Below are 12752 nucleotides of genomic sequence, written 5' to 3' on the forward strand. Positions count from 1 at the left end.
TCGAGACCCATGACCACGCTGCCCGAAGCCAAACTCGATACATTGCTGGCGCGTCACGCTTCGCTCGAGGCCGAATTGCTCGGCCAGGTGAATTCGGAGACCTATGTCCGCATCACCCGCGAGTTGAGCGAACTGACGCCAGTGGTCGACGCCGTGAAGGCGTACCGCGCGGCCGCCGATGAAATCGCCGGCATCGATGCGCTGATCGCCGACCCGGCCATCGAACCCGACATGCGGGCGATGGCGGAGAGCGAACGGCCGCAACTTGAGGAGCGACGCGACGAACTCGCGCAGGATATTCGTATCGCCCTGTTGCCCAAGGATGCGATGGACGAGCGCAACGTGGTGCTCGAAATCCGCGCCGGTACCGGCGGCGACGAGGCCTCGCTGTTCGCCGGCGACCTGTTCCGGATGTACGAGCGCTTCGCGTCGTTGCAGGGCTGGAAGGTCGACCTGATTTCCGCCTCCGAGGGCACCATGGGCGGCTACAAGGAAATTGTCGCCGAGGTGCAGGGCCGCGGCGCATACGCCAAGCTGAAGTTTGAGTCCGGCGTGCATCGCGTGCAGCGCGTGCCCGACACCGAGACGCAGGGCCGCATCCACACCTCGGCGGCGACGGTGGCAGTGCTTCCCGAGGCCGAAGATGTCGATGTCGCCATCAAGAACGACGACCTGCGGATCGAGACCATGCGCGCGCAGGGTGCCGGCGGCCAGCACGTCAACAAGACCGAGTCCGCGATCCGCATTACGCACATCCCCACCGGCATCGTCGTCATGATGCAGGACAGCCGCTCGCAGCATAAGAACCGCGCCAGCGCGATGAACATCCTGCGCTCGCGTATTTATGATGCCGAAAGACAGCGCCTCGATTCCGAGCGCTCCGCAGAGCGCAAGGGCCAGGTCGGCTCCGGCGACCGCTCTGAACGCATCCGGACCTACAATTTCCCGCAGGGCCGCGTCACCGACCACCGTATCAATCTCACGCTTTACAAATTGCCGCAGGTCATCGCAGGCGACGCCTTGGGCGAACTGGTCGACGCTCTGACGACCGAGCATCAGGCGGCGCAAATGGCGGAACAAGGCAACGTGTCGTGAGCGCCGGCGGCCCGTTCGCCGGATTGACCATCGAGGCGGCGCGGCGCGCATTGGCATCACAGCTCAGAGCAAACGGCATAGAATCGCCAGACCTCGACGCGCGGCTGCTGATCGGCGCGGCGCTGGGTCTCGATCACACCGGCCTCGCGACGCAGGCTTCGCGCCTGATCACCGGCGTTGAGGAAACAACTATCATCTCTTTCTCGCAGCGCCGGATGACGCACGAACCGGTTGCACGCATTCTCGGCCACAAGGAGTTCTGGGGACTCGATCTTCGCCTGTCGGACGCCACACTGGTCCCGCGTCCCGACACCGAAACCGTCGTCGCCGCAGCGCTTGAAATTCTCCAGGATGAGTCTCGCGCGACCAGGGCACTGCGTATCGTCGATATCGGTACCGGCTCCGGTGCAATCCTGCTGGCGCTGCTGTCGGAGCTTCCAAACGCCACGGGCATTGGTACCGACATCAGCATGGCCGCGCTGACGACCGCCGAATTGAATGCGCTCCGGCTCGGCCTCGCCGGCCGGTCGTCGTTCGTGCAATGCGACTACGCAACGGCGCTGTCCGGCCCATTCGATCTGATCGTGTCGAATCCGCCCTACATCCGCTCCGCGGAGATTGCCTCCCTCGACAGCGATGTCCGCGATCACGACCCGCATCTGGCGCTCGACGGCGGCGCAGACGGCCTCGATGCCTATCGCGTAATTACGCCTCAGGCAGCGGCTCTGCTCGCTCCCGGCGGGGTTCTGATCTTCGAGGTCGGATACGACCAAAGCACGCAGGTGGGCGCGTTGATGCGCGCGGCAGGATTAACCCTGTGGTCCTCGCCCAGAGCCGATCTGGGCGGTACTTTTCGTGCTGTCATGGGGCGAAAAACGGCGATTTAAAGGGGGTTCGGACCAGAAAAAACCTCTTGGAATATTGCCCCGGAGCGACTACGTTCCGGCCACAACATCGGTTCAGGGTCGCGGCCCCCGCTCAGAAATGACGGGTCGAGCCAGAAGTCTCGCAAGAGATGCCCGCCGAGTGAAAGGTTCCAAAAAGGCAGGTCATGACGAGCGCGAAGGCTGAAAGAGCTGCGCTGCTTGAGACCGCGAAGCGAACGAAAGCCTGATATTGCGCTTGTACACTCAACTGCAAAACATCGCGCCTGTTGGCTCAGGCTGATCCGGCCCAGATGGCTCATTGCCTTCGGGCATTTGGAGAACGCGTCCTTGTTGAACGCGAAGTACGACAACCACGGTCTGAATATTTACGGTATCGCCGCCTGCGCGAATGCACTGCGCCGTGTCCGCACATCAATCACCACGATCCAGAATCGGTAAAAGGCACCACATGAGAAACGGCCCGAATAACAACAAGCGCATGCGCAGCCGGAATAATAACAACAACAATAATAACAATAACAACAACCGGCGCGGTCAGAACCCGATGACCCGGGTGTTCGAGTCCAACGGACCGGACATCAAGATTCGCGGCACCGCTTCTCATGTTGCAGAGAAATATGTCCAGCTCGCGCGCGATGCACGCTCGTCGGGCGATCCGGTTGCCGCCGAGAATTACTACCAGCACGCCGAACACTATTTCCGGCTGATCGCCGCGGCGCAGGAGCAGTTCCGCCAGAACCAGCCGCAACAGCAGCCGCCGATGCCGCGCGCCGATGGCGATGCACACGACGACGGTGGCGACGACAGCGACAGCTATTCTAACTTCGGCGCTGAACCCGGCTTTGCGCCAGGGCATCAGCCACAACCGCAGCCGCAGTTTCAACCCCGCGAACAGCAGCCCTTTCCGCGTGAACAGCATCAGCCGCGTGAGCAGAATTTCCGCGATCGCGACAATCGTTCGCAGCCGCAGCCGTCGGTACAGCCGGCCGAAGGCGATCAGGTTGACCGCCTTCCGTCCTTCATTACCGGTGGCGCACAGCCGCAGCCAAACGGACCCAGCACTGAGGGCAACGTCAATCCGGGCAACGGCGAACGCTTCGGTCATCGCCGCCGGCGTCGTCCGCCCGGCCCGCGTCCTGAAGGGGCCGCTCAGCCTCCGGTGGAATCGGCCAGCGAGTAAGCCACGCAACCTGATGTCATGCCCATGATGGCATGTCCGTGACAAACAACACGATGGCCCGCCTGAGTGAACCTCAGGCGGGCCATTTTGATTCAACCGGTGATTTAGTGGGTTGCGGGCCGATCGTCGCGCCGCGTCGGCGTTGGCAGGAGAACAGGCGGCATCGACGGAATGAGGCGTGTGCGCTCGCGATGCGCCGGGATCGCGCGATAGACCTGCTTCGACGCCTCCACGATATGAACGCCGGCGAACGGTGACGATACCGCAGCGCTCATCCGTTCCCAGGCCACTGCTGAACGCAGCACCCATACACTCTGGAATGGCGGCACGAACAACGCCTCACCCCATGCCGTCGGCGTGAACCATGTCTGCCGCAACAATTGGGTAATCTGCGACCTGGAGTAAGGCCGGCCGTGCCCGAACGGCGTATTGTCGGTCCGAGTCCATACGCCGCGCCGATTGGGAATGATCGCCATCATTCGCCCGGACGGCGCGAGGACACGCCACACCTCACGCAGAAGCCCTTCCGGATCGTCCGATATTTCCAGCGCGTGAACCAGCAGGATGCGATCGACCGCAGCATCCGCCAACGGCAATGAAAATTCATCGACCAGCGTCGACAGGGTCGGACGCGCCGTCGGCCATTTCAAAACGCCTTGGGCTGCCGGCATTAGCGCGATGCAGCGTTCGGCATCCTCGCGAAACAGGCCGAGATAAGGCGTCGGATAACCGAGTCCTGCGACGCGCAAGCCATCCGCATCCGGCCAGTGCCGCTGAATGCCGCGACTGATCAGCCGCCGCGCCACGGCACCGAGGCGCTGCGAATAGAAATTGCGAAGATCGATCACGTCGATGGTCATGGCGCCAGCCTATCACGAGGAACAGCGTCGCGCAGCGGCCGCGGAGCGATCCCGGAATGGCGTTAACGCATTCACTCGTGAACGAGGGCGTGTTAACCTGCAGCATCCTCGATGAATGGAGACGTTATGGCTGCCGAGATTCGCCTGTTCCCCTGCCTGTCCGACAATTTCGGCTATCTCATTCACGATCCGGTCACCAAGGCCACCGCCTCGATTGATGCGCCGGAGGCAGGCCCCATCATCAAGGCGCTGCAGCGCGAAGGCTGGACGCTGACCGACATTCTCGTCACCCACCACCACATGGATCATGTCGGGGGGATCGCCGAACTCAAGACAAAGTACGATTGCCGGGTGGTCGCGCCGCACGACAAGGCCGCTGCGATTCCGCTTGTCGATGAGCGCGTCAAGGAAGGTGCCACGGTAAAGGTCGGCAACCTGAGCGCACGCGTGCTGGAAACCCCAGGCCACACTTTGGATCACATCAGTTACGTGTTCGACGAGGACCGCGCGCTGTTCTGCGCCGATACGCTGTTCTCGATCGGCTGCGGCCGCGTGTTCGAGGGCACCTATCCGATGATGTGGGACTCACTGCTGAAGCTGCGCGCGCTGCCGAACGACATGCGGGTTTATTGCGGCCACGAGTACACGGCGTCCAACGTCAAGTTCGCGCTCGGCATCGAGCCGAACAATCCGGCGCTGAAGGCCCGCGCCGAGGAAGTGACAAAACTGCGCGCAGCGAATCAGCCGACGATTCCGACGCTGATCCGTGACGAGAAGGAAGCCAATACGTTTCTGCGCGCGGATGTTCCAGCCGTCGCGTCGGCCATCGGCCTCGCGGGGAAAAGCCCGGCGGAGGTGTTCGGCGAACTGCGCGAGCGCAAGAACAAGGCATGACGGATATCAAAGCCGGGTTGAGCGCGCGCGACGTCATCGCGCGACTCGGCCTGAAGCCGCATCCCGAAGGCGGGCACTATCGCGAAACCTTTCGCGATCCCCAGACTGTCGATGGCAGCCGCGCGGCATCCACCGCGATCTACTTCCTGCTCGCGCGCGGCGAGCGATCGCACTGGCATCGCGTCGATGCGGCGGAGATCTGGCATTACTACGCGGGCAGTGCATTGACGCTGCGGATCGCAGATAGCAACGGCGAGCGGGCGATCCAACTCGGTCCCGATTTCACGGCGGGAGAACAGCCGCAGGCCGTCGTCCCGGCCCATGCCTGGCAGGCCGCGGAATGCACCGGCGACTGGACTTTGGTCGGCTGCACGGTCGCGCCGGGATTCGACTTTGCAAAATTCGAGCTTGCGCCGCCGGGCTGGTCGCCTGCTTCAGTTTAACTATTTGAACTTGCCGAGCACCATGTCCTTGGCCGCGATCAGCCCGCCACCCGCGATCAACGCAGCCGCAATGGCCAGCGTCGCGGTGGGCTTCGCAAAACCAGCAATAATCAGAAACGCGGTCGACAGCAGCGGCGTGGCATAGGACGCAGCGCCCAGCACGCGGATGTCGCCGCGCTTCATGCCGATATCCCACACAAAAAATGCGATTCCCACCGGTCCGATTCCGAGCGCCACGATGGCAAGCCATTGCACCGGCGTCTCCGGCCAAACGGTCACCTCAAGAAAAAGATGGCAGATTGCAGCCAGCAGTGCGGTCGCAAGACAGAATCCGGCAACCGCGTCGGTCGGCACCGCCGCGAGTTTGCGCGACATCACGGAATAGCCCGCCCAGACGAACGCCGCGACAAAAGCAGCGACGAAGCCGGGAATATGCGCTGGATCTGGTGACGATCCACTATTGCCGGCGAACAGCAGGATCGTCCCGGAAAAGCCCAAAACCGCGCCGACAATATGATGCGGCGCCAGCCGCTCGCCCGGCAGCAGCGACGAGAGCAGCACGATCAGCAGCGGCCAGAGATAGTTCAGCAGCCCGGCTTCGGCCGGCGGCGCGAGACGCAGGGCCAGAAAATACAGCGCGTGATAGCCAAACAGTCCGCCGATCCCGATCAGCCAGACTGCGAGCGGTTGCCGCAAGGCGCGAATCGCCGACGGCCGCCACAGCCAGGTCAGGGGACCGACGCAGGCGCCTATGGCGAACGTCATCGCCAGCAGTTGAAACGGCGGTACGCGGCCCGTCGCGACGGTGAGCGCGGCGAGCAGCGACCACATGATGATGGCGGTGAGGCCGACAAGTGTGGCGGTCGAAGACGTCATCGCGGATCAATGACATTCAATCCGCGACAACGCCATATCCTTTACCCCAAACCCGGTATTCGAAATTACTGCAGGTATTGTCCACCATTGATGGTCATCGTCGAGCCGGTGACAAATCCGGACTCGTCGGCGGCGAGAAACACTACTGCGCGCGCGATTTCTTCCGGCTCGCCGAGGCGGTTGACCGGAATCTGCGGGATCACGTTCTTCTCGAGGACGTCCTTCGGCACCGCCTGCACCATCTCGGTGTTGATATAGCCGGGACAGATCGCGTTCACCGTGATGCCGCCGCGCGCATTCTCAAGCGCCAGCGCCTTGGTAAATCCGATGTCCCCGGCCTTCGCCGCCGAATAATTGACCTGCCCGAACTGGCCCTTCTGCCCGTTGATCGATGAAATGTTGATGATGCGCCCGAACTTGCGGCCGCGCATACCTTCGATCACCTGCCGCGTCATGTTGAACAGCGAACCGAGATTGGTGTTCATAACCGCGTTCCACTGGTCGAGCGACATCTTGTGAAACGGCACATCGCGGGTGATGCCGGCATTGTTGACCAGTACGTCGATTGGCCCGATATCGGCCTCGACTTTCTTCACACCGTCTTCGCACGCATCGAACGCACCGACATCCCACTTGTAAACGGGGATTCCCGTCTCGGCCTTGAATTTCGCCGCGGCCTCATCGTTGCCGGCATAACTTGCCGCAACCTTGTAGCCCGCAGCCTTCAAAGCCTTGCTGATCGCAGCTCCGATGCCGCGCGTTCCGCCAGTTACCAATGCCACGCGTGCCATATCAGGTGTCCCCTCCGCAGTTCACTGAAGCGTTTTTGGAAAACAAGTATTCAGGTCAATTGCGATAACAGCAAGAAAAAATGCCCGGCAAACCGCCGGGCATTTTGATTTTGTATTGTGCAGTGCGTTCGGAGAATTTTATCGTTCAACGCACAACGCGATTCCCATTCCACCGCCGATGCAGAGCGTGGCGAGGCCTTTCTTGGCATCGCGCTTCTGCATTTCATGCAGCAGCGTGACCAGCACGCGCGCACCCGACGCACCGATCGGATGACCGATAGCGATCGCGCCGCCGTTGACGTTGACCTTCGCGGGATCCCAGCCGAGGTCCTTGTTGACCGCGCAGGCCTGTGCAGCAAACGCCTCGTTCGCCTCGATCAGATCCAGATCGTCAGCCTTCCAGCCGGCCTTCCTCAGCGCCGCACGCGACGCCGGGATGGGGCCCGTTCCCATGATCGCGGGATCGACGCCTGCCTGCCCCCACGACACGATGCGGGCGATCGGCGTTCGGCCTTCCTTGGCGGCCTGCTTGGCGCTCATCAGCACGAGAGCGGCAGCGCCGTCGTTGATGCCGGATGCGTTGCCCGCGGTGACCGAGCCGTCCTTCTCGAAGGCCGGCTTCAATTTGCCCATCGCATCCATCGACGCGCCGTGGCGCGGATATTCATCGGCCTCGACAACAACGTCGCCCTTGCGGGTCTTGATCGTGAAGGGAACGATTTCATCCTTGAACTTGCCCGCCTTCTGCGCGGCCTCGGCCTTGTTCTGCGACGCGACGGCGAACTCGTCCTGCTGCTGGCGGGTGATCTGGTACTGCTTCGCCACGTTCTCCGCAGTGTTGCCCATGTGGTAGCCATTGAAAGCATCCCACAGACCATCCTTGATCATAGTGTCGACGAATTCGAGCGACCCCATTTTCACGCCGCCCCGCAGGTACTGCGCGTGGGGAGCCATGCTCATGGATTCCTGACCGCCGGCGACAACGATCTCGGAATCGCCGTTGGTGATGGCCTGATAGCCCAGCGCTACCGAACGCAGGCCCGATCCGCACAGCATGTTGACGCCCCAGGCCGGGCTCGCCGCCGGGATGCCTGCTCCGATCGATGCCTGCCGCGCGGGATTCTGGCCCTGCGCAGCGGTCAAAATCTGCCCCATGATGGTTTCGGACACACGGCCCGGCTCGATGCCCGCACGTTGCAGGGCGGCCTTGATGGCAACGGCGCCGAGATCGTGAGCGGGGGTGTTAGCGAACGCACCATTGAAACTGCCGACGGCAGTGCGGGCGGCGCTGACGATGACGACATCGTCGGTCATGGGTATCTCCTGGGCTTGAGGTCGCGAGGGGAAGCCGCCGGACTGGCGGGCTGGGCTCTCGTACTATCCTCTTAACCTAGCCTTCTGGTGTCAATCGGCCAAAGGCATTCTGGCGGTTTTCGAGGCGGTTCCCCCGATCCGGCCTGCCCGGACATTAACCGTCCTGCACAAAACGGTAGCCGTACCTTTCTGAAAGTGCTTAGTTTATTGCGATGCATTGTTTGCACTGCCCTCGACAACGTCCTCCGGTTCCTCTTTTCGCTAGGTAAGTGTAGTCCATGGCAAAATCCGACCAGCCCATTACGATCAAGAAGTACGCCAATCGGCGCCTCTACAACACCGGCACCAGCACGTATGTGACGCTCGAGGATCTCGCCGCCATGGTGAAGGAAGGCGAAGACTTCCTCGTTTATGACGCGAAGACCGGTGACGACATTACGCGCTCGGTCCTGGCCCAGATCATCTTCGAGCAGGAGAACAAGGCCGGCCAGAACCTGCTGCCGACGACCTTCCTGCGCCAGCTGATCCGCTTCTACGGCGACAGCATGCAGATGATTGTTCCGAAGTATCTCGAACAATCCATCGACACGCTGACGCGCGAACAGGAAAAGTTCCGCAAGCAGATGACCAACACCTTCAGCATGACGCCGTTCGCGCCGCTGGAAGAACATGTTCGCCGCAACATGGAAATGTTCGAGCGCACGTTCGCGATGTTCAAGCCGTTCGGCGCACCGCTGCGGAAGGAAACTCCGTCCGCCGAATCACCGCCGACCGCGAACGAGCCGGCCGAGGCGGACATCGACGATCTCAAGCGTCAGATGAAAGAGATGCAGGATCGTCTTGAGCGGATGTCCAGGGAAACGGAAAGCAAGAGCTGAGCGAACCCTGACCTGTCCGCGTGTTGTGGCGGCAGGTCTGCCGCCGCAGCTGACTTTGATTTGCGACGTCAGTTTGCCGCTATCGCCGCCGCGGGCTTCGTGCCTTGCAGCGGCGTTTTTGCAGCAGCCGCCCACGGCTTGGTCAGAGAAGCCAGCCCGGTCAGCCGTCCCTGAATGTAATCGCAGCCCCAGCCCTGCAGCAGCACCGCCGATTCCTCGTCCTGCACCCACTCGGCAACCGTCTTGATCCCGAGCCGGTGCGCAAGATCGATCAGCGTCTGCACGAACGCCCGATCGTCCGACGAGCGCGCGATATTCTGCACGAACGCGCCGTCGATCTTCACGATATCCACGCCGAGCTTCCGCAGATTGCGGAATGAGGTATAGCCGGCGCCGAAATCGTCGATGGCGATGCGGCTGCCGAAATTCTTCAGCCGCGTGACAAACCCGCGAACGTCATCCAGGTCCTGAATGGCGACGGTCTCGGTGATCTCAACGATCAACCGCTCAGCGACGCCGGGATAGGCCCGCATCAGCGATTCAATACTGGCCCACCAGTCGGGATCCATCGTCGTATCGGGTGAGATATTCAGGCTGAGTTGCGCATGCGGCGCGTCCGCCAGTTCGGCGACAACGAGTTCGAGCACCCGGTGATCGACAAGCCGGATCAGACCGAGTTTCTCGGCGACCGGAACGATGTCCGGCGACAGCGAATACGCACCGTCCTCCTGACGCATCCGCACCAGACATTCGTGGAACGCGGGCTGCCGCGAGATGGTCGCCACAACCGGCTCGTAGGCCATCACGATGCGGCGCTCATTCAATGCCGTGACGATTTCGTCGGTGACGCGGATGTTGACCCGGCGTTGCGCCTCGCGCTCGACATTCGGACGCCAGACCATCAGCGAGCCGCGACGCCGTACCTTGGCAAGATCCAGCGCTTCCTGGGTCCGGCTCATCGCCTCCTCGACCGTGCTGGCGTGGCGCAGCGCATTAATCGCACCGATCGAGGCAGTCACCGCCACCGGGCCGGATTGCGTCGGCACGATGTCATCGCGGATGCCCGCAAGAAAGCGCTCGGCGGCAACGTGCATATCGTCGACCGAACAGTTCTTCAGGATCAGTCCGAATTTATTGCCCGAAAACCGCCCGAGCACGTCGCCGCCGCGCAGCCGCGCACGAATGCGCTTGGCAACTTCGAGAATGACCTGATCGGCGATCTCGTAGCCGAAAGCGTCGTTGATCTGTGCAAGATGATCGATGCCGACCAGCATGAAGGCAAAGGACGACCGAAAGCGGCCTGCCTCCTCGATCGCCTCGGCCAGCGCGGCCGTCAGACGCGTGCGGTTGAACTCGCCGGTGAGTGGATCGTCCTGCGACAGCTTCAGCAGTTGCTCGTCGCGGGCGTGGCGTTCGTTGTTGACACGAACGATGCCATGCGCGCGCGACGGCTTACCGTCCGCACCGGCGAACCATCTGCCGTACTCATCGATCCAGAGCATCGGCGACGACGTGCCGGCACGCAGCCCGTATTCGATCTGGTAAGGCACGCCCTCGCCATTGTCGCTCGCCGTCGAATTCAGCACCGCGTCCGTGCGGATGTTGCGCGCCGGTTCGATCAGCTTCGAGAATTCGCCCGCCTTCGACAAGGCCGGTTGCGGAATGTCGCGAAGCACGGCTGCGGCATTGTCGCTCCAGTGCAGGGTATCGCTGGCGATGTCCCACGAAAAACTCGCCTGTCCGAGGGCTGCGAGAAGATCAATTCCAGCGGCCGATCCGGCGCGGCGCATGAGCGAAGCGCCTCCGGGCGCAGTGGCAGACCCGGAAGTAAGCGAGGCTTGAACCGGTTTGATTGTCAAAGATGCCTCGTTCCGGGACAGCTTGAGTGATTCGATACCCAAGAGTAAATCGTCGAACGCCCGTCAGCCTAGGCCAACTTCCTGAACAATCCGACAAACCGCTTTGTTATCAATGTCCGGAAGCCGGTAACCGGTTGCCGACGAGATCCGGCACGACCCTTGCGATGTCACATGGAGAAGGCGCATTGCGTCCCAAAATGAGACAGGCTGCCCGCGATGATCATTTCAGGCATCACATCGAAGACCGGACCTCGACTGCTTACGGGGCCATCCGCAGCGCGCACTGGCTCGCAGACAGAGCCGGTCGCGAGCCGCGCCCTGGTGCCCGTCGAACGCCCTCTCCGGGCTTCAGCGATACGGATGGCTCGCCCGGATGCATCGTTTGTGGCGCACCTGATCGCGATGGCTGAGCAGGCTCCTCAGACGCGCACCTTGCGCCGTGAGGCGCCTGCCGTTGCGCACGGGGCTTACGGTCGCGCGACGGTGCGTGGCGCGAATGGCTTCGGCAAGGTGTTGTCGCGGACAGCGTGAGGGTTCAGGGCTTCGGTGGCGTTTTGGCCGGACTCTCCGGCGCATGATCCGACACCAGATCGCTGACACTCCAGTCGGAGATCTTCCGCTCCGCGGCAACCGTGCCTTCGGCATTGCGGATCACGGCAAGCGTCGGCACCGGCTTCGGTGCGGTTTCAGGCTCAGGCTTAGCCGCAGTTTCAGACTCAGGCTGCGGAGGCACCGGCTCAACCGGCTTCACATCCTGATGCGGCCGGTCGAATGACGGCTCGGCCGGCGCGGGATTGGCTGGAACGGGCACTGGTGCCGGCGCAGGTTCGCGCGGAACGCTGGCAGGCACAGCCGCCGGCACATGGCGATGCCGGTTGCGGAAGCCGATGGAGACGCCCGCAAGAAACTCCACGATCATCAGCACTGTCAGCAGGAAAAATGTCGAGGTGCCGAACGGCACGAGCAGCAGAAATTCCGCAACCGCAGCGCCCGATACAACCAGCGACAGCAAATGGTCGGTCAGGTAGCGCGCACCGGGGCGCGCGGCTTTCACGACCTCGAACAGCAGCAGAACAATGCCAAGCGCCAGCAGCGCATCGCCGAAGGTCGGCGCCCACTGCACGCCCGACATCAGAGTCACGCTCGCGATCGGCGCGGTGAACACCACGCCCGGCATCAGGAACACGAAGATGTTGTAGATCGCGAACGGAATCAGAAGCAGCGGAAAACCGATCATCGTCGGCGGGCTCTCTCTGAAAATGTATCGTGTGATGCGCTCGTCATCACATGCGTCTGTGGCGTTCTTGTGAAGGCGCGTTCGCGCGCTTCCGCCAACATCGCGGCGGTCGCGCTGCTCAGCAGCGCGACGCGATCCGGACCTTAGTCCTTCTTGACCTTCAGGACCTGACGGCCCTTGTACATGCCGGTCTTGAGGTCGAGGTGATGCGGACGGCGCAGTTCGCCCGAGTCCTTGTCCTCGACATAAGTCGGCTTCTTGAGTGCGTCCGCCGAGCGGCGCATGCCGCGACGTGACGGCGAGGTTTTCCTGCGTGGAACGGCCATGGGATCGTCGTCCTCTAAATCAAGGCTCACCCGCCGGGCGGGGGCTCTCCAGAATTCGGATTGAGGCCGCGCTTATAGATGAAGGTTGCCGCGAAAGCTAGACCACAGCGGC

14 protein-coding genes are annotated in these 12752 nt (G+C 62.3%); 7 read left to right on the forward strand and 7 right to left on the reverse strand.

Going from position 1 to position 12752, the window contains the following annotated elements; translation table 11 throughout:
• Nucleotides 1-9 precede the first annotated feature (9 nt).
• The 3 genes from prfA (at nt 10) to HNQ36_RS15800 (ending at nt 3162) form a co-directional block, all read left to right on the forward strand.
• The gene (gene prfA, locus HNQ36_RS15790; protein WP_046827940.1) at nt 10-1095 is read left to right on the forward strand and encodes a peptide chain release factor 1; all 1086 of its coding nucleotides are present in this window, start codon (nt 10-12) and stop codon (nt 1093-1095) included.
• Nucleotides 1092-1982, forward strand: coding sequence for a peptide chain release factor N(5)-glutamine methyltransferase (gene prmC, locus HNQ36_RS15795; RefSeq protein WP_184086674.1), 891 nt, complete (start codon nt 1092-1094; stop codon nt 1980-1982). The genes prfA and prmC overlap by 4 nt, the downstream gene beginning before the upstream one ends.
• A gap of 448 nt (nt 1983-2430) precedes the next feature.
• Entirely contained in the window at nt 2431-3162 is a 732-nt protein-coding gene (locus tag HNQ36_RS15800; protein WP_184086676.1) for a DUF4167 domain-containing protein, read from the forward strand.
• Nucleotides 3163-3266: 104 nt separating this feature from the next.
• On the opposite strand, the gene HNQ36_RS15805 is transcribed toward HNQ36_RS15800, so the two are convergent.
• Nucleotides 3267-4022 (reverse strand): methyltransferase domain-containing protein, encoded by a 756-nt coding sequence (locus tag HNQ36_RS15805; protein WP_184086678.1) that lies wholly within the window; start codon nt 4020-4022, stop codon nt 3267-3269.
• Nucleotides 4023-4148: 126 nt separating this feature from the next.
• Between HNQ36_RS15805 and gloB the strand changes: the two genes are divergently transcribed.
• Together gloB and HNQ36_RS15815 are read left to right on the forward strand one after the other, a co-directional pair.
• Nucleotides 4149-4916: a hydroxyacylglutathione hydrolase gene (gene gloB, locus HNQ36_RS15810; protein WP_184086680.1), complete on the forward strand. Its 768-nt coding sequence runs from the start codon at nt 4149-4151 to the stop codon at nt 4914-4916.
• Complete coding sequence (locus HNQ36_RS15815; protein WP_184086682.1) at nt 4913-5359, forward strand: cupin domain-containing protein; 447 nt, start codon at nt 4913-4915, stop codon at nt 5357-5359. Before gloB ends, HNQ36_RS15815 begins: the two co-directional genes overlap by 4 nt.
• Here HNQ36_RS15815 and yddG read toward each other — a convergent pair whose 3' ends face one another.
• From yddG to HNQ36_RS15830, 3 genes are all read right to left on the reverse strand, one after another.
• A complete protein-coding gene (yddG, locus tag HNQ36_RS15820) occupies nt 5360-6235 on the reverse strand; it encodes an aromatic amino acid exporter YddG (RefSeq protein WP_184086684.1) in 876 nt (291 codons plus the stop codon).
• Nucleotides 6236-6300: 65 nt separating this feature from the next.
• Entirely contained in the window at nt 6301-7026 is a 726-nt protein-coding gene (phbB, locus tag HNQ36_RS15825; protein WP_184086686.1) for an acetoacetyl-CoA reductase, read from the reverse strand.
• 138 nt (nt 7027-7164) lie between these two features.
• Complete coding sequence (locus HNQ36_RS15830) at nt 7165-8340, reverse strand: acetyl-CoA C-acetyltransferase (protein ID WP_184086688.1); 1176 nt, start codon at nt 8338-8340, stop codon at nt 7165-7167.
• 278 nt (nt 8341-8618) lie between these two features.
• On the opposite strand from HNQ36_RS15830, the gene phaR reads away from it, so the two are divergent.
• A complete protein-coding gene (phaR, locus tag HNQ36_RS15835) occupies nt 8619-9218 on the forward strand; it encodes a polyhydroxyalkanoate synthesis repressor PhaR (protein ID WP_184086690.1) in 600 nt (199 codons plus the stop codon).
• A 68-nt stretch (nt 9219-9286) separates the two neighbouring features.
• Here the strand turns inward: phaR and HNQ36_RS15840 are convergent, their stop codons facing one another.
• Nucleotides 9287-11008 (reverse strand): bifunctional diguanylate cyclase/phosphodiesterase, encoded by a 1722-nt coding sequence (locus HNQ36_RS15840; RefSeq protein ID WP_184086692.1) that lies wholly within the window; start codon nt 11006-11008, stop codon nt 9287-9289.
• A 429-nt stretch (nt 11009-11437) separates the two neighbouring features.
• Between HNQ36_RS15840 and HNQ36_RS26230 the strand changes: the two genes are divergently transcribed.
• Complete coding sequence (locus HNQ36_RS26230) at nt 11438-11608, forward strand: hypothetical protein (RefSeq protein WP_246395398.1); 171 nt, start codon at nt 11438-11440, stop codon at nt 11606-11608.
• A 4-nt stretch (nt 11609-11612) separates the two neighbouring features.
• Here the strand turns inward: HNQ36_RS26230 and HNQ36_RS15850 are convergent, their stop codons facing one another.
• Both HNQ36_RS15850 and rpmF read right to left on the reverse strand, forming a co-directional pair.
• On the reverse strand, nt 11613-12314 hold the full coding sequence (locus HNQ36_RS15850) for a hypothetical protein (RefSeq protein WP_184086696.1): 702 nt from the start codon (nt 12312-12314) through the stop codon (nt 11613-11615).
• A 143-nt stretch (nt 12315-12457) separates the two neighbouring features.
• Nucleotides 12458-12640, reverse strand: coding sequence for a 50S ribosomal protein L32 (rpmF, locus tag HNQ36_RS15855; RefSeq protein WP_002713690.1), 183 nt, complete (start codon nt 12638-12640; stop codon nt 12458-12460).
• Between the last annotated feature and the right edge of the window lie 112 nt (nt 12641-12752).

The organism is Afipia massiliensis (assembly GCF_014203115.1).
GTDB classification, from domain to species: domain Bacteria; phylum Pseudomonadota; class Alphaproteobacteria; order Rhizobiales; family Xanthobacteraceae; genus Afipia; species Afipia massiliensis.

What these genes read in the sequence shown, in the direction of transcription:
- prfA (WP_046827940.1), top strand. Translation starts at nt 10, where the DNA reads ATGACCACGCTGCCCGAAGCCAAACTCGATACATTGCTGGCGCGTCAC.
- HNQ36_RS15800 (WP_184086676.1), top strand. Translation starts at nt 2,431, where the DNA reads ATGAGAAACGGCCCGAATAACAACAAGCGCATGCGCAGCCGGAATAAT.
- HNQ36_RS15805 (WP_184086678.1), bottom strand. Translation starts at nt 4,022, where the DNA reads ATGACCATCGACGTGATCGATCTTCGCAATTTCTATTCGCAGCGCCTC.
- gloB (WP_184086680.1), top strand. Translation starts at nt 4,149, where the DNA reads ATGGCTGCCGAGATTCGCCTGTTCCCCTGCCTGTCCGACAATTTCGGC.
- HNQ36_RS15815 (WP_184086682.1), top strand. Translation starts at nt 4,913, where the DNA reads ATGACGGATATCAAAGCCGGGTTGAGCGCGCGCGACGTCATCGCGCGA.
- yddG (WP_184086684.1), bottom strand. Translation starts at nt 6,235, where the DNA reads ATGACGTCTTCGACCGCCACACTTGTCGGCCTCACCGCCATCATCATG.
- phbB (WP_184086686.1), bottom strand. Translation starts at nt 7,026, where the DNA reads ATGGCACGCGTGGCATTGGTAACTGGCGGAACGCGCGGCATCGGAGCT.
- HNQ36_RS15830 (WP_184086688.1), bottom strand. Translation starts at nt 8,340, where the DNA reads ATGACCGACGATGTCGTCATCGTCAGCGCCGCCCGCACTGCCGTCGGC.
- phaR (WP_184086690.1), top strand. Translation starts at nt 8,619, where the DNA reads ATGGCAAAATCCGACCAGCCCATTACGATCAAGAAGTACGCCAATCGG.
- HNQ36_RS15840 (WP_184086692.1), bottom strand. Translation starts at nt 11,008, where the DNA reads ATGCGCCGCGCCGGATCGGCCGCTGGAATTGATCTTCTCGCAGCCCTC.
- HNQ36_RS26230 (WP_246395398.1), top strand. Translation starts at nt 11,438, where the DNA reads ATGGCTCGCCCGGATGCATCGTTTGTGGCGCACCTGATCGCGATGGCT.
- HNQ36_RS15850 (WP_184086696.1), bottom strand. Translation starts at nt 12,314, where the DNA reads ATGATCGGTTTTCCGCTGCTTCTGATTCCGTTCGCGATCTACAACATC.
- rpmF (WP_002713690.1), bottom strand. Translation starts at nt 12,640, where the DNA reads ATGGCCGTTCCACGCAGGAAAACCTCGCCGTCACGTCGCGGCATGCGC.